Origin of the sequence: Wenyingzhuangia heitensis, from assembly GCF_011762155.1 — a bacterium.
GTDB lineage: Bacteria > Bacteroidota > Bacteroidia > Flavobacteriales > Flavobacteriaceae > Wenyingzhuangia > Wenyingzhuangia heitensis.
Map to the genome: position 1 here is coordinate 1411771 of NZ_JAASQL010000001.1, position 15211 is coordinate 1426981.

Here is a 15211-nt window from a genome sequence, read left to right on the forward strand (position 1 = left end):
TTTTATTAACCAGCAATATTTAATTTTGTGTTGTTTGTAGTATGTTTTTTTAATATTCTATCATTTTCTTGCATTACCATTGGATCATTTTTCATTTCCCAAAGTATTTTATTAGCTCTTTTTCTGTTCGCATTTAAATCTATAATTGGTAGTGGATAGTCTATTCCTAATTTAAAATTAAAGAGACCTTGTTGCAAAGGAGTCATTAAATATGGTTCGTGTATATGTTTTGTTTGTAGATGAGCCAATTCTGGAACCCATTTCTTTATAAAATCAGCATTGTCATCAAGTTCATACCCATTTTTAATAGGATTGTAAATTCTAAGAGTATTAACACCTGTTTCTCCAGCTTGCATTTGTACTTGTGCAAAATGAATTCCGGGTTCAAAATCGATAAACATTTTAGATAAATAAATAGCACAATCTTGCCAAGGTTGCCATAACAAATGTGTAAAAAAGGAAACAATCATAGCCCGCATTTTAAAGTTTAGGTATCCCGTTTCATTTAAGCATCTCATGCTAGCATCTATCATGGGAATTCCTGTTTGTCCTGTTTCCCAAGCTTCTTGATATTTTTTTGATAAATTTTTCTTTAACATTTGGTAGCCTTTATTTATGCTAGAATTTTCCATAGTATGTTCCATTTCAAATTTTTGAATAAAATGAGCTTGCCATTTTAACCTAGCAGTAAAAGCATCTAAATCTTTTTTGTTTTTACTAAGTGGTCTAACCGCTTTGGCTGTTTGCCATACTTGTCTAGTAGATAAGTTTCCCCAAGCTAAATAAGGCGATAATCTGCTACAGGTTTCTTTAGCTATTTCGGATTTAGAAATTCCTTTAGTATAATTTAAATATCTGTCTTTAAAAAAAGTGTTTTGATATCTTAAAGCTTCTGTAATTCCTCCTTTTTGAATAGGGCTTTGTTCTGGTGTTTTTAAATTAACTACAGAAAATTGTTTTTCTAACTCTTCTATTTCGTGAAGTGTTAGTAATTGTTTTTTAGGATGAAAAGAATATTGAGAACTGTCCATATAATTTTTCCATTGAGAAACCCAACCTTTGCGGTTATTAATTCCTCTTAAAACTCCATTCCAAATGTTTTCTGTCCAAGTAATTAAATTGTTATGGCAGTATCTTTTTATTTTTAAATCTCTATGATAGGTACACAACAAGCCTGTTTCTTGATGAGAAAATAAATCGCGAATATTATAATGTTGTTGTAGCTGATTTATAGTCGCAGCAACTTCAGAGGTTACAGCTAGTATTTTAGAATTATAAGGCAATAATAACTGATTTAAATCTGCAATAGATTCCTTGATAAAATCCCAATGTCTTTTATCATAATGTGGATCTTTTATCAAAAAATCTTCAAAAACAAACAAGAGTAACACTCTTTTTCCTGTGTTGATTGCATTGTGTATAGCTTCGTTATCCTGCAGTCTTAAATCTCTTTTTAACCATACCACAGCTAAGGGTTCTTTATTGTACATATTGATATAGTTTTAAGGTTGAATAATATTTTTTAGCATTCCGTTAAAAATAAAACCGTGAAAAGGCCAAACGGCATACCAATACAATCTACCGTATACACCTTTGGGTCTAAATATGGCTTTTTGATAAAGTTGATTGTTTGCTATTTTAAACTCTAACCAAGCTTCTCCAGGTAGTTTCATTTCGGCATAGAGGAGTAGTTTTTTTTCTTCCTTATCAGCATAAATTACTCTCCAAAAATCAATCACATCACCGGTTTGTATTTTGTGTTGATGGGTTCTTCCTCTTCTCAATCCTACACCTCCAAATAATAAATCAATGTAACCTCTAAGTTTCCATAAAAAATTACCATAGTACCAACCGGTATCTCCACCAATAGCCCAAATTTTGTCAAGGGTTGGTTGTTCATTAATAATAGTTGCAGAGCGTACATCTTTAAAACATCCGTATTTTGGAGGATTGATATGTTTTCCAAAAGAGTCGTTTAGGTTCGTAGAATTTATGGCATCTTTCCAACTAGATACTACAGAGTTTTGTTCTATTTTTTTAAAAGCATTTTCTACTGCTTTTTTATAATGGATAGGTTTTATGTCTAATAATTTATTAATGTTTGATGGTTTTCCTATAATCTCCACTTTCATACTATCTACCAAACTAATGGCTAAAGAATAGCTTGTTGTGGTTACAAAATACAACCAGTATGATGACAGTTTTGGTGTCATAACAGGAATAGTTAAAATGTATCTTTTAAAACCTCTTACATTGGCAAATTGCAATAGCATTTGCTCATAAGTAAGTGTTTCGGGCCCCATAATGTCATAAGAATTGTTAAATAATTTTGTTTTTAAAATAGCTTTAGATAAATATGAAATCACATCAGATACGGCAATGGGTTGTGTTTTTGTGTTTAGCCATTTTGGTGTAATCATGGCAGGTAGTTTTTCTACCAAATCTCTAATAATTTCAAAAGAAGCACTACCGCTACCTACAATAATACCTGCTCTAAACGTAGTTAGATTATAGTTTCCTTGCGATAATATTTGCTCTACTTTTTTTCTAGATCTTAAATGTTTAGAAAGCTTGTTGTCATTTACAATTCCGCTTAAATAAATTACTTGTTTACTATTTGTAGTTTCTATGTGGTTTTTAAAGTTAATAGCGCAGTTAGACTCTAAAGTTTCAAAACTAGTAGAGGTACTAGACATGGAGTGTATCAAATAATAGGCAACATCAATGTGTTTGGGAATATTGTGTAATGTGTCTGGTTTTAAAAAATCTACCTCTATAAATTCAATATGGTCATGTCCTTTGTAGTCTTCTGGAATTCTATTTAAATCTCTTACACAGCAAACTAGCTCGTAATTGTTTTGCAACAAAAGGGGAATTAATCGTAAACCGATGTAACCTGTAGTTCCTGTAATTAAGATTTTCATTTTTTTATATTTAAGAATAGAATTATATAATTTTATACTTGCTGTTTTTTGGGTCTTTGGTAGGGCAAACGCTCTATCAATTCTGTTTTTACATAACCATCCAAACCATTTATAGCGACTACGTTTCCTTTTGCTAGGTCTACAAAACCATCGGTGTGAATGAGTGAGTCTTGTACATATAGTTTCTGAATTTCTCCCAACATTAAAATGGTTCCGTTTTCTTGTATGTTGTATTCACCTACGTATTTCATCAACAACTGCACAGGAGCATTTTTTACAAAAGGAATGTAACTATCTGTTTTGTACTCTTCTTCTAAATTAGTTTGCTCAAACTCATTTACATCAAAAGGATATTTGGCACTTGTGTGGTGCGAATCTTTAATGATAGATTGATGAATGTGGTTGATAGAATAAAACTCATTCTCTTTAATATTATCATATGTGTTTCTTGCCACGGTAGTAGGTCTAAAAACCATTCCTAACAACGGTGGCTCAGATCCAAAATGAACAATAGAACTAAACACCGAAACATTTACAAGACCACTGTTAGAAATAGACCCCACCAAATTGGCAGATTTTAATCCGGTAACACTGTTTATTAAATTAATTTTATAAAGGTGTTCTAGTTTTGCTATTTCTTGTTTTGTAAAAGTTTTCATTAAATGCTTTTATAGTTGTTTATTTTTATGTTTTTAGATTTTAAATCGTGCATTAAATTATACAGTCCAAAAAAAGTTCTGTTGATGTATATAAAATGTTTAGAACCACGATTTCCGTTCATGTTTTTTAATTCAGAATCGTTGTTAAAACGTTCTCCTAGTTCTGCTATTTTTCCGAAAAATAGATCGTCAGAAAAATCAAAAGTATCTACATGAAAAGGTTGGGTAAACAGACTTAATAATTCGTAAAATAGCTGTGTGAAAAACTTAATTTCTTTAGGGCTATCTTGTGGAATTAAAATTTCTAACTCGTATAATTTTTCTTTAAAAAGAGTTTGATTGTTAATTACCTTGGGATCTGCTAACTCAAAATAGGGAATGTAAAAACTGTCTGGAATTTCTTTCATACAACCAAAATCTAAAGCAATTAATTGATTGTCTTTAGAGATTAAAAAATTTCCAGGGTGTGGGTCTGCATGCACTTTTTTTAAAACGTGAATTTGATACATGTAAAAATCCCATAAAGCTTGACCTATTTTGGTTCTAATCTCTTCACTAGCACTGTTAATATCATACTCCGATAAATGAACACCCTCCATCCAATCCATCGTAATAATTCTATCTGTAGATAGGTCTGAGTAATAGTTAGGGAACTTTAAATTTGGGATTTTTTTACATGCATTAGAAATAGCTATGCTTTGGGCTACTTCTAAAATATAATTGGTTTCTTCTGTTAATTTGTTTTCTACTTCTTTAAAATATTTATCAGAACCTTCTCCTTTAATATTAAACATTCTCATAGCAATGGGTTTTACCAAAGCCAAATCAGAACTAATACTTTGAGCCACTCCTGGGTATTGAATTTTTACGGCCAAAGTTTTTCCATCTAAGGTAGCTTTGTGTACTTGCCCAATACTGGCTGCGTTGATAGAATTTAAATCAAACTCATCATAAATTTCATTAGGGCTTTTGCCAAAATATTTTCTAAAGGTTTTTAAAACCAAAGCAGATGACAAAGGAGGAACAGAAAACTGAGATAATGAAAATTTTTCTACATATGCTTTAGGCAACATACTTTTTTCCATGCTTAGCATTTGAGCAACTTTTAAGGCACTACCTTTTAAATCTTTAAGACTATCATAAATATCAGTAGCGTTAGCTTTGTCTAAATTTTCTTTTGCTTTGCTAACATTTCCTACTGTTTTTTCTACATTGTATTTTAGGTAATTTATACCCACCTTGGCACCTGTACTAATTAATTTAGAGGCTCTTTGTATTTTTCCTGTAGGTATGCTATCAAGTGTTTTCATATGGTTTAAAATTGAGGTTTGATTTTTTCTTTAAAAAAGAATTTTCCAAAATCTATAATGTTATTTAAAGGTGTGGTATTGATGAGATCAAAAGATGCGTTTACAGATTTTTCTATAAACAAATCGGTTTTTTCAAATCCTGCCGAGGTGTCATCTAACCAAAACTTAAGAGTAAATAAAAACTGAGTCCAAGCTAACTCTTCAATACTTTTTTGCTTAAAAGAATTTAGTTTCTCTTCTTTTAAATCAATTGTGTCTATATGTAATGCTTTTATAAATTCTGTAAATTTATTTTTTAACGGCATTAATAATTTTATTTTCTTTAAATCGTATTTAGCTTTGTTTAAAGAAAGGGTTGTATAGCTTCTATTGTTTGTTAGCAATTCAAAAAAAGTAAAATAGAAAACAAGTAATTCGTTTTTTGCATCTAAATCATTATAAGAAACTTCAGACATCATCAGTTTAATAGCCTCATCGTAAAACACACTATATATGTCAGCTTCTAACTGGTCAAAAGAACTGTAGTAGTCATAAAATTCTTTTTCTTCAATATCTAATTCTTTAGAAAATTTGTAAATAGATTTAGGAGCAGTATCGTGCTCTAAAACGTATTCCATAAATTTTGAAATAATTTCTTGTTTGTTAATTTTTGTTGCTTGCATAATTATAGTCTTAAGATGTACTTAAAATTAGTCTAGAGTAACAACTAAATCAATTTTTTAAGGGTTGTTTTGTAGAAGTTTTTTCTGTGGTTAATGGTAAGGCTTGTTTCTTTGTATCCCCTTTTTTTACTACGTTTTTAGTATAGTTGTGATGAACAGGAACTATGTTTTTGTTCTTGTATTGATGTTGTTTTTATAAAAAGGGCTTGTTGGGAAACAGATGTTTCGGATGGGAGTAGGTTTGTGTAAAAAATCGATCAAAAACTAGATAACAATTTATTAACAATTAGTTAACTAATTCAAGTCTGTGTAAAATTGATAGTCGTTTTATATTTGCACCACATTATTTAACAGAATGCATACAGTTATTAAAAATATCACTTTAGGTTTAGCAATGCTATTTACAGTAGTAGTAAGTGCTAATAATCCTGGTTTAGATAATTTAGAAAATGCAAAAGAGGTGTTGCCAGAAGCTGAAACAACAATAAAAATAATGTTTAAAGTAAATAGTAGAGATGTAGAAGATGTGTTCTTAAAAATTAAAAGAGTTGATAGAATTATAACTCCCAAAAAGAAACTTTCTAAAGTAAAATATACAATAGCTTAATTAAAAATTAAGCTATTTTTTTTGTCCTTTATTTACTTCCTTCAATTACAGCTTTAGGTGCAAATTTAGATAAATCACCATTGTGTTTTAATATATCTCTAACAATACTAGAACTTATAAAAGCAGTATCTGCACTGGTAAGTAAAAATACAGTATCAATACCTGTTAGTTTTCTATTGGTAATGGCAATGGCTTTTTCAAATTCAAAATCGGCAGGATTTCTTAATCCTCTAAGAATAAAATCAGCGTTAATTTCTTTACAAAACTCGGTAGTTAAACCAGTGTAGGTTTCTACGGTTAAATTAGGAACATCTTTAAACGTTTCTTTTATAAAGTTAAGTCTTTGTTCTAAAGAAAATCTGTATTTTTTAGAATCGTTAATACCTATGGCAATTACCAATTCATCAAACAGATGAATGGCACGAGTAATTACATCTACATGTCCTAGGGTAATAGGGTCAAAAGAACCTGGAAAAACAGCTTTTTTCATAATACTTAAAGTTACTTATTTTTTGGTTGCCATTTGTATGGCATTAGACAATAAATTGGGTAACGGAATTCCTGCAGCTTTTGCTTGTTGTGGCAGTAAACTTTCGGTAGTCATTCCAGGAACGGTATTCATTTCTAAAAAGTAAGGAGTATCTCCTTTAAAAATAAATTCAGAACGAGAAAAACCACTCATGTTTAATGCTTTATAGGCTTTTAAGGCTTCTGTATGTAAGTTTTTTAACTGAGTGTCTGTAATTCTGGCAGGAGTAATTTCTTGAGATTTTCCTTCGTATTTAGCTTCGTAATCAAAAAAGTCATTTTCAGATACAATTTCTGTTGCAGGTAATGGAATAATGTTTCCTTGGTAATTAATAACACCTATAGAAACTTCAGTTCCATCTAAAAAAGATTCAATCAATATTTCTGTATCTTCTGCAAAAGCTTTTTCAAAAGCCGTTTTAAACTCATTTACAGTATTTACTTTAGAAATTCCAAAACTAGAACCAGCATTGTTGGGTTTTACAAAACAAGGCAATCCTAATTCAGTAACAATAAATGCAGTATCAATATCTTGTCCTTTGTCAAAATAAATAGACTTGGCAGTATTAATACCATGTTTGCGCAACACACTTAAACAATCTCTTTTGTTAAAAGTAAGTGCCATTTGGTAGCTTGGTGCAGATGTGTGTGGAATGTCTAGCATTTCAAAATAAGCTAATAATTTACCATTCTCTCCAGGAGCTCCATGAATTACATTAAAAACACAATCAAAAGTTACTTTCTTGTTGTTAATAATTGCAGAAAAATCATTTTTATCAATCCTAATTTCTTGATTGTCTATGGTTAGAATAACCCATTTTTCTTTGGTAATAACTACTTTGTAAGGGGTATATTGGGTTTTGTCTATGTTGTCATAAACCACGTTTCCACTAATTATAGATATTTTATACTCGCTAGAGTATCCACCCATTATAACTGCTATATTTTGTTTCATAAATGCCACCTAGTTAGAACGCTAAAAATATTAAATATTAATTCAAAACCATGCATATAGGTTTTATATCTTTGCCAAAAATAGTTTTCAATGAAATTGTTAAAGTTCTTAAAAAGTAAAACTTTCTTAATCAACTTACTTATATCTTTAATTATAAGTGTTTTGTTAATTGTAGGGGTCGTAAAATCTTTACATTCTATTACAAATCAAGATCAAAAAATAGTAGTTCCAGACTTAACGGCTTTAAATTTAGATGAAGTTAAAATAGTTTTAGAAGACTTAAGCTTAGACTACGCTGTGTTAGAATCGGGTAGTTACAATCCAGAGATTCCCAAAGAAGCAGTATTAGAACAAGAACCACAAGTAGGGGCTATTGTAAAAGAAAAACGTAAAATATATGTAACCATCAATCCTGATGGATATGCGCAAGCACCCATTCCACCTTTTTATGGTAAAACCAAAAAAGAAATAGTACAATTAATTATTAACAGTGGTTTTAATGTAGGAATGTACGAAGAGGTAGATGATATTGGAACTGTAATAAGAGGATTAAAATTTAAAGGTCAGGATTTAGAAGCTGGCGATATGTTGCCAAAAATGTCTACAATAGATGTAGTAATTGGTAATGGACAATTAAGATAAATATGGAAGAATTAGGACCAGAGGTAGAAGGGAATTTTGAGCATTATAAATTTGTTGCCGAATCAGGACAACAACCTTTAAGAGTAGATAAGTTTTTGATGAATTTTATTATGAATGTAACTCGTAATAAAGTACAACAAGCGGTAAAAGACGGAAACGTTTTGGTAAATGAAGAAGTGGTAAAAGCAAATCATAAAGTAAAACCAGGAGACGTAGTTAGAGTTGTTTTTGAATTTGCTCCTAGAGAAACCGAAATTTTACCAGAAGACATTCCTTTAGATATAGTGTATGAAGATGCAGATGTAATTGTGGTAAACAAACCAGCTGGTTTGGTAGTACATCCTGGGCATGGGAATTACGATGGTACCATGGTAAATGCCTTAATGCATCACTTTAAAAATTTACCAGAAAATGCTGATGGTAGACCAGGGTTGGTTCATAGAATAGATAAAGATACAAGTGGTTTATTAGTGGTAGCTAAAACAGAACATGCTTTGTCACATTTGGCAAAACAATTTCACGATAAAACCTCAGAACGTTTGTACCATGCATTGGTGTGGGGAAATGTAAATAATGATGAAGGAACTATTGAGGGAAATATTGGTAGAAACTTAAAAAATCGTTTGCAACAAGATGTGTTTCCTGAAGGAGATCAAGGAAAACCAGCGGTAACACACTATAAGGTAATAGAACGTTTTACCTATGTAACTTTAGTAGAATGTAAGTTAGAAACAGGAAGAACTCACCAAATTAGAGCACACTTTAAACACATTGGTCATACCTTATTTAACGATGAGCGTTACGGAGGAAATGCAGTATTAAAAGGGACAACTTATACCAAATACAAGCAGTTTGTAGACAATTGTTTTAAGTTGATTCCTAGACAAGCATTACATGCCAAAACTTTAGGTTTTGAACATCCAACTACAGGAGAAATGATGCGTTTTGATTCTGAAATTCCAGAAGATTTACAACAAGTTTTAGAAAAGTGGAGAGGATATACGTTAACGAGTAATTAGACGTGCTTAAGAATACCTGAGTAAAAATAACTAGGTGTTTAGTATTCATATTTTCGAAGTAGAATAGAAAACTATTACTGATAAAATAAAATTAATAGATAAAAATGAAAATAGTAGTTTCCCCAGCAAAATCATTAGACTTTGAATCTAAAGTTCCAACAAGTAATTATACGCAAGGAGTTTTTTTAGAACAAGCCGAAAAATTAAGTGCTATTTTAAAGAAACAAACACCAGCAGATTTATCTGCATTGATGAAAATTTCTGAAAAATTGGGAGACTTAAACTGGCAACGCAATCAAGATTGGGCTTTGCCTTTTTCTTTAGACAATGCACGTCAGGCAGTATTTGCTTTTAATGGAGATGTATATACCGGTTTAGATGCTTATACGTTAAAAGCTTCAGAAATAGAAGCGTTGCAAAATAAATTAAGAATTTTATCAGGACAATATGGAGTGTTAAAGCCTTTAGATTTAATGCAACCTTATCGTTTAGAAATGGGAACAAAGTTAAAAGTAGCTCATCATGCTAATTTGTACCAATTTTGGGGAGATACAGTTACGGAATGTTTAAATGATGAAATGACAGAAAATGAAGTATTTGTCAATTTAGCAAGTAATGAATATTTTAAAGTAGTAAAACCTAAATTGTTAAAAGTACCAGTAATTACACCTCATTTTAAAGATTATAAAGACGGAAAATTAAAAATAATTTCTTTTCATGCTAAAAAAGCAAGAGGATTAATGGTTCGTTATATTTTAGATCATCAGGTAGAAACGAAAGAGGATTTAAAAGGTTTTAATTACGAAGGATATGCCTTTGATACAAATTTATCTACAGAAACAGATTTGGTTTTTACAAGATAAAAAAGAATATTTACAGCTATAAAAAAAGTCTCTGGAGTTTAAACTCCAGAGGCTTTTTTTACTTTTTAATATTGGGTAAAAATCCTGTTAGAACACCAATTAAAGGTAGAAATGCACAAATTTGAAAAACATAATAGATACTTGTCATATCTGCTAATTTTCCTAAAATTGCAGATCCTATTCCTGCAATTCCAAAAGCAAATCCAAAAAAAAGACCTGCTACCATACCTACTTTTCCAGGTAGTAATTCTGTAGCATATACTAAAATTGCAGAAAATGCAGAGGCCAATATAACTCCAATAATTACGGTAAGAATCCCTACCCAAAACAAAGATGCATATGGTAGTAGCATTGTAAAGGGAGCAACCCCCAAAATAGAAATCCAAATTACATATTTTCTTCCAAATTTATCACCTAAAGGACCTCCTAATAATGTTCCTAGAGCAACAGCACCTAAGAAAATAAATAAATATATTTGAGCTTCCTGAATTGATAACTGGAATTTTTCAATTAAAAAAAAGGTGTAATAACTAGTCATGCTTGACAAGTAAAAATATTTAGAGAAAATTAAAACTAATAATATAGCTAATGACAGTCGTACTCTTTTTTTAGATAAATAATGAAATACTGGTTCTTGTATTTTAGATTTATTGTTGCGTTTTAACTCCAAATGATTTCCATACCATACCGCAATTTTTTTGAGTACTATGATTCCAATAAAAGCAATGAAACAAAACCATATAATGTGTTGTTGACCGTTAGGAATTACTATCCAAGCTGCTAGTAAAGGTCCAAAGGCTGTTCCAGCATTTCCTCCAAGTTGAAAAATAGACTGTGCCAACCCTTTTTTTCCGCCAGATGCCAAGTGGGCTATTCTGGATGATTCTGGATGAAATATAGAGGAACCGATTCCTATTAAGCTTACAGAAAATAATAAAGACGTAAAGCTAGATGCTATAGAAACAAGTAATAAGCCTACAAGTGTAAAACTCATACCTATAATTAAAGAATAAGGCTTTGATTTTTTGTCTGTATACATTCCTATAAAGGGTTGTAAAATAGAGGCAATTATTTGATAAGTAAGTGTAATTAAGCCAATTTGAGAGAAACTTAGCTGAAATTTATCTTTAAGCATAGGGTATACAGCTGGGATTACAGCCTGTAATAAATCATTTATAAAATGAGAAAAACTAATGGTAAACAGAATAGCATATACTGTTTTGTTAGCAGTGTTAAAAGGAAGTTCTATGGTGTTAGTTGATTGTTTTTGAAGATTCATTTTTATTTATTTGATCATAGCAAAGTTGCATATAAATAATGGTGTCTAAATTACTATATTTAGACAATGAATAATGATTATCAGACATACCCAGTAGTAGAGCTTGGTTTTCAATTAAACTCTAACCTTCCTGTTACAGGATATTCAGAATTAATTACCGATGCGGTCTGTTTAACACATTCGCATCCAAGGGCACAATTAATTTACGCTACTAATGGTGTAATGAAAGTTGTTACTAATCATCAAATCTGGATGGTAAACCCATTGCAAGGATTGTGGATTCCAGGAGGGGAAGAGCATCAAGTTTTTTTTCAGAAAGATGTTAATTTATTTAGTGCTTTTATAGACCCTTCAGTAGCAAATACATTACCCTTTGATAGTTTGGCTTTTGACATCTCTATTTTTTTAAAAGAGTTGTTATTTAAAATTATTTCTTTTAATAATAAGTTAGCTACAAATCAGCAAAAAAGAATTATCGCTGTTTTTTTAGATGAATTGGCTTTAGTTAAACCCAGTTTAACCTTTTTACCTACAAGTAATCATCCTAAACTTAAAAAAGTAGTAAATCTTTTAATGATGGATTTGTCTAATAAATATACTATTGATTATTATGCAAACCACGTTAACATAAGTACTAGAACTTTATCAAGATTGTTTGTAAAAGAGTTAGGAATGAATTACAGTAACTGGTGCATTCGTTTTAAGTTGTTAGAAGCCATTAAGAAATTAGGAGAAAAACAATCGGTTAAAGAAATTGCTATTGATTTAGGTTACGAAACCCCAAGCGCTTTTATATACATGTTTAAGAAAAACTTAGGAAAAACTCCCGCCAATTATATTTAAATACTATCTGTTATATAGAATTATAATACTCTTTTTCTGACACCCTGTCATAACTTTCTGACAATTTAGAACCTGCCAAGGCATGGCACACATATTGACTAATAGAAAGTGTAAAAATGAATCAACAACGTTATTAAATAATATAATTATGAGTAAGATTATTGGAATTGACTTAGGAACTACAAATTCATGTGTTTCTGTAATGGAAGGAAATGATCCTGTAGTAATTCCTAATGCTGAAGGAAAAAGAACAACACCATCTATTGTTGCCTTTGTAGAAGGAGGAGAGCGTAAAGTAGGAGATCCTGCAAAAAGACAAGCAGTAACTAACCCAACAAAAACAATTGCTTCGGTAAAGCGTTTTATGGGGAATAAGTTTTCTGAATGTGCAGATGAAATCTCTAGAGTACCTTACAAAGTGGTAAAAGGAGACAACGATACACCTCGTATTGATATTGATGGACGTTTATATACGCCACAAGAAGTTTCTGCAATGACTTTGCAAAAAATGAAAAAAACTGCTGAAGACTATTTAGGACAAGCAGTAACAGAAGCTGTAATTACAGTTCCTGCATATTTTAACGATGCACAACGTCAAGCTACAAAAGAAGCTGGAGAAATTGCAGGATTAAAAGTACAACGTATTATTAATGAGCCTACTGCTGCGGCATTAGCTTATGGTATTGATAAAAAAGGAACAGATCAAAAAATTGCTGTTTACGATTTAGGTGGAGGTACATTTGATATTTCTATCTTAGAAATTGGAGACGGAGTTTTTGAAGTATTATCTACAAACGGAGATACTCACTTAGGTGGAGATAACTTTGATGAGGTAATTATTGACTGGTTGGCTGACGAATTTAAAGCTGCAGAAGATGTAGACTTGCGTTTAGACCCAATGGCTTTACAACGTTTAAAAGAAGCTGCTGAAAAAGCAAAAGTTGAATTATCTTCTTCTGCACAAACAGAAATTAACTTGCCATATGTTACTGCAACTGCTGCAGGACCTAAGCACTTGGTAAAAACATTAACACGTGCTAAGTTTGAGCAATTAGCTTCAGAATTGGTAGTTCGTTCTATGGAACCTGTTAAAAAAGCATTACAAGATGCAGATTTAGATATTTCTGATATTGATGAAGTAATTTTAGTTGGAGGATCTACTCGTATTCCTGTAATTCAAGAAAAAGTAAAAGCGTTTTTTGGAAAAGAGCCTAATAAAGGTGTAAACCCTGATGAGGTTGTTGCAATTGGAGCAGCTATTCAAGGTGGAGTTTTATCTGGAGATGTTAAAGATGTATTGTTATTAGACGTTACTCCTTTATCTTTAGGTATTGAAACTATGGGGAACGTATTCACTAAATTAATTGAAGCGAATACAACCATTCCTACTAAAAAATCTCAGGTGTTTTCTACAGCAGTAGACAACCAGCCTTCTGTAGATATTCACGTATTACAAGGAGAAAGAGCCATGGCTGCAGATAACAAAACAATTGGTCGTTTCCAATTAACTGATATTCCACCAGCACAAAGAGGAGCTCCTCAAATTGAAGTAGTTTTTGATATTGATGCAAACGGAATTATTAAAGTTTCTGCAATTGATAAAGCAACAAACAAATCTCAAGAAATTAAGATTGAAGCTTCTTCAGGATTGTCAGAAGAAGAAATTGCTGCAATGAAAGCTGATGCTGAAGCAAATGCTGAAGCTGATGCAAAAGCAAAAGAAACTGCAGAAAAATTAAATGCTGCTGATCAAATGATTTTCCAAACAGAAAATCAATTAAAAGAAGTAGAAGGTAAATTACCAGAAGATAAAAAAGCTCCTATTGATGCTGCTTTAACTGAATTGAAAGCAGCTCATGCTTCTCAAAACATAGAAGGAATTGATCCTGCTATTGAAAAGTTAAATACTGCTTTACAAGGTGCTGCTGCTGAATTTCAAGCGGCTGCTCAAGGTGATGCTGGAGCACAACAAGGTGAGCCTGCTACAGCTTCTAACGGAGGAGACGATGTTGAAGATGTAGACTTTGAAGAAGTTAAATAATTAACTACTTTTTAATATATTAAAAACCGCTTCAGGCAACTGAAGCGGTTTTTTGTGTTAAGAGGCTATTTGGTAATTTGGAGAGAGTGTGGCTTCAATAATTTGATGGTATTTTTGAAATTTAGATTGCAACAACCACTCTTTTAAATTTTCTTGTTCGGTATAAGACAACCATTTTTTAGATTTTATCAACTCTTTAATAAATAACTCTTTGTTATGGTGCACTTGGTTTAATACATGTTTTTGTAATTCTATCATAGCTTTAAAATTTAAATACACATAAAAAACCGAGTAAAACTCGGTTTGTAATTTACTTTACATCAATCACCTTTATAGATTTTGGTTTGGCTTCTTCTTTTTTAGGAATGGCTATTTTTAAAACTCCATCAGTATAGCTATCTATGGCATCAGATAAAGTAAAAGACCTGCTAAAAGATTGGTAGCTGTATTCCTTAAACGTATAATTCTGATTTTGAGTATTTTCGGTAGTTTCTTTCTTTTCTGATGAAATAGTCAAAACTCCGTTATTAACTTCAATTTTAAAATCTTCTTTTTTGCAACCGGGAATGGCCATTTCAATAGAAAATTCATCATTGTTTTCAGAAACATTTACCAACGGAATGGTTGTGCTGGTTTTAGAAAAATGTTTGTTTGGACTGTTTAAAACATCATCGTTTAAAAAACGATCAAACAAGTCTGGATACGAATTTTAAAATTTTGTTAGTGACATAATATATTATTTTAAGTTAAATAATCTGTTTTAAAAAAATGGAAACAAAAGATATGCCGATGCTTTTTGAATGAAAAAATGACATTTTGAAATAGAAAAAATGTCAGAATAAGGAAAAATAAGACACAAAAAAACCAGTGGAGTAGTCC

At 31.2% G+C, this 15211-nt stretch carries 16 protein-coding genes; 6 read left to right on the plus strand and 10 right to left on the minus strand.

The window, feature by feature from the left end:
• Window positions 1–5: 5 nt before the first annotated feature.
• The 5 genes from FHR24_RS06035 to FHR24_RS06055 are packed head-to-tail and all read right to left on the minus strand — an operon-like array spanning window position 6 to window position 5555.
• A complete protein-coding gene (locus FHR24_RS06035) occupies window positions 6–1490 on the minus strand; it encodes a cryptochrome/deoxyribodipyrimidine photo-lyase family protein (protein WP_167185361.1) in 1485 nt (494 codons plus the stop codon).
• Window positions 1491–1502: 12 nt separating this feature from the next.
• Window positions 1503–2924 carry an SDR family oxidoreductase gene (locus FHR24_RS06040; protein ID WP_167185364.1) on the minus strand — a complete coding sequence of 474 codons (1422 nt, stop codon included), beginning with the start codon at window positions 2922–2924 and terminating at the stop codon, window positions 1503–1505.
• Between the two features lie 32 nt (window positions 2925–2956).
• Entirely contained in the window at window positions 2957–3583 is a 627-nt protein-coding gene (locus FHR24_RS06045; RefSeq protein WP_167185367.1) for a flavin reductase family protein, read from the minus strand.
• The gene (locus tag FHR24_RS06050) at window positions 3583–4893 is read right to left on the minus strand and encodes an ABC1 kinase family protein (protein WP_167185370.1); all 1311 of its coding nucleotides are present in this window, start codon (window positions 4891–4893) and stop codon (window positions 3583–3585) included. Before FHR24_RS06050 ends, FHR24_RS06045 begins: the two co-directional genes overlap by 1 nt.
• A 5-nt stretch (window positions 4894–4898) precedes the next feature.
• The gene (locus FHR24_RS06055) at window positions 4899–5555 is read right to left on the minus strand and encodes a TetR family transcriptional regulator C-terminal domain-containing protein (protein WP_167185373.1); all 657 of its coding nucleotides are present in this window, start codon (window positions 5553–5555) and stop codon (window positions 4899–4901) included.
• 355 nt (window positions 5556–5910) lie between these two features.
• Here FHR24_RS06055 and FHR24_RS06060 point away from each other — a divergent pair, with 355 nt between their 5' ends.
• On the plus strand, window positions 5911–6162 hold the full coding sequence (locus FHR24_RS06060) for a hypothetical protein (RefSeq protein WP_167185375.1): 252 nt from the start codon (window positions 5911–5913) through the stop codon (window positions 6160–6162).
• A gap of 28 nt (window positions 6163–6190) precedes the next feature.
• Here FHR24_RS06060 and coaD read toward each other — a convergent pair whose 3' ends face one another.
• Window positions 6191–6652 (minus strand): pantetheine-phosphate adenylyltransferase, encoded by a 462-nt coding sequence (gene coaD / locus FHR24_RS06065; RefSeq protein WP_167185378.1) that lies wholly within the window; start codon window positions 6650–6652, stop codon window positions 6191–6193.
• A 15-nt stretch (window positions 6653–6667) separates the two neighbouring features.
• The gene (locus tag FHR24_RS06070; RefSeq protein WP_167185381.1) at window positions 6668–7645 is read right to left on the minus strand and encodes a D-alanine--D-alanine ligase; all 978 of its coding nucleotides are present in this window, start codon (window positions 7643–7645) and stop codon (window positions 6668–6670) included.
• 90 nt (window positions 7646–7735) lie between these two features.
• Here FHR24_RS06070 and FHR24_RS06075 point away from each other — a divergent pair, with 90 nt between their 5' ends.
• From FHR24_RS06075 to yaaA, 3 genes are all read left to right on the plus strand, one after another.
• Entirely contained in the window at window positions 7736–8287 is a 552-nt protein-coding gene (locus tag FHR24_RS06075) for a PASTA domain-containing protein (RefSeq protein ID WP_167185384.1), read from the plus strand.
• A 2-nt stretch (window positions 8288–8289) separates the two neighbouring features.
• Window positions 8290–9306: an RluA family pseudouridine synthase gene (locus tag FHR24_RS06080; protein WP_167185387.1), complete on the plus strand. Its 1017-nt coding sequence runs from the start codon at window positions 8290–8292 to the stop codon at window positions 9304–9306.
• Between the two features lie 104 nt (window positions 9307–9410).
• The gene (gene yaaA / locus FHR24_RS06085) at window positions 9411–10169 is read left to right on the plus strand and encodes a peroxide stress protein YaaA (protein WP_167185390.1); all 759 of its coding nucleotides are present in this window, start codon (window positions 9411–9413) and stop codon (window positions 10167–10169) included.
• 58 nt (window positions 10170–10227) lie between these two features.
• On the opposite strand, the gene FHR24_RS06090 is transcribed toward yaaA, so the two are convergent.
• The gene (locus FHR24_RS06090; protein WP_167185393.1) at window positions 10228–11448 is read right to left on the minus strand and encodes an MFS transporter; all 1221 of its coding nucleotides are present in this window, start codon (window positions 11446–11448) and stop codon (window positions 10228–10230) included.
• A gap of 66 nt (window positions 11449–11514) precedes the next feature.
• Here FHR24_RS06090 and FHR24_RS06095 point away from each other — a divergent pair, with 66 nt between their 5' ends.
• Together FHR24_RS06095 and dnaK are read left to right on the plus strand one after the other, a co-directional pair.
• Window positions 11515–12291, plus strand: coding sequence for an AraC family transcriptional regulator (locus tag FHR24_RS06095; RefSeq protein WP_167185396.1), 777 nt, complete (start codon window positions 11515–11517; stop codon window positions 12289–12291).
• A gap of 148 nt (window positions 12292–12439) precedes the next feature.
• Window positions 12440–14332, plus strand: coding sequence for a molecular chaperone DnaK (gene dnaK, locus FHR24_RS06100; RefSeq protein ID WP_167185399.1), 1893 nt, complete (start codon window positions 12440–12442; stop codon window positions 14330–14332).
• Window positions 14333–14389: 57 nt separating this feature from the next.
• Here dnaK and FHR24_RS06105 read toward each other — a convergent pair whose 3' ends face one another.
• On the minus strand, window positions 14390–14590 hold the full coding sequence (locus FHR24_RS06105) for a hypothetical protein (RefSeq protein WP_167185402.1): 201 nt from the start codon (window positions 14588–14590) through the stop codon (window positions 14390–14392).
• A gap of 52 nt (window positions 14591–14642) precedes the next feature.
• Window positions 14643–15026, minus strand: a complete 384-nt coding sequence (locus tag FHR24_RS06110; protein WP_208412289.1) for an Hsp20/alpha crystallin family protein — start codon at window positions 15024–15026, stop codon at window positions 14643–14645.
• Between the last annotated feature and the right edge of the window lie 185 nt (window positions 15027–15211).

Excerpts from the sequence above, each read along its gene's own strand:
- FHR24_RS06035 (WP_167185361.1), bottom strand. The coding sequence starts at position 1,490 with ATGTACAATAAAGAACCCTTAGCTGTGGTATGGTTAAAAAGAGATTTA.
- FHR24_RS06040 (WP_167185364.1), bottom strand. The coding sequence starts at position 2,924 with ATGAAAATCTTAATTACAGGAACTACAGGTTACATCGGTTTACGATTA.
- FHR24_RS06045 (WP_167185367.1), bottom strand. The coding sequence starts at position 3,583 with ATGAAAACTTTTACAAAACAAGAAATAGCAAAACTAGAACACCTTTAT.
- FHR24_RS06050 (WP_167185370.1), bottom strand. The coding sequence starts at position 4,893 with ATGAAAACACTTGATAGCATACCTACAGGAAAAATACAAAGAGCCTCT.
- FHR24_RS06055 (WP_167185373.1), bottom strand. The coding sequence starts at position 5,555 with ATGCAAGCAACAAAAATTAACAAACAAGAAATTATTTCAAAATTTATG.
- FHR24_RS06060 (WP_167185375.1), top strand. The coding sequence starts at position 5,911 with ATGCATACAGTTATTAAAAATATCACTTTAGGTTTAGCAATGCTATTT.
- coaD (WP_167185378.1), bottom strand. The coding sequence starts at position 6,652 with ATGAAAAAAGCTGTTTTTCCAGGTTCTTTTGACCCTATTACCCTAGGA.
- FHR24_RS06070 (WP_167185381.1), bottom strand. The coding sequence starts at position 7,645 with ATGAAACAAAATATAGCAGTTATAATGGGTGGATACTCTAGCGAGTAT.
- FHR24_RS06075 (WP_167185384.1), top strand. The coding sequence starts at position 7,736 with ATGAAATTGTTAAAGTTCTTAAAAAGTAAAACTTTCTTAATCAACTTA.
- FHR24_RS06080 (WP_167185387.1), top strand. The coding sequence starts at position 8,290 with ATGGAAGAATTAGGACCAGAGGTAGAAGGGAATTTTGAGCATTATAAA.
- yaaA (WP_167185390.1), top strand. The coding sequence starts at position 9,411 with ATGAAAATAGTAGTTTCCCCAGCAAAATCATTAGACTTTGAATCTAAA.
- FHR24_RS06090 (WP_167185393.1), bottom strand. The coding sequence starts at position 11,448 with ATGAATCTTCAAAAACAATCAACTAACACCATAGAACTTCCTTTTAAC.
- FHR24_RS06095 (WP_167185396.1), top strand. The coding sequence starts at position 11,515 with ATGAATAATGATTATCAGACATACCCAGTAGTAGAGCTTGGTTTTCAA.
- dnaK (WP_167185399.1), top strand. The coding sequence starts at position 12,440 with ATGAGTAAGATTATTGGAATTGACTTAGGAACTACAAATTCATGTGTT.
- FHR24_RS06105 (WP_167185402.1), bottom strand. The coding sequence starts at position 14,590 with ATGATAGAATTACAAAAACATGTATTAAACCAAGTGCACCATAACAAA.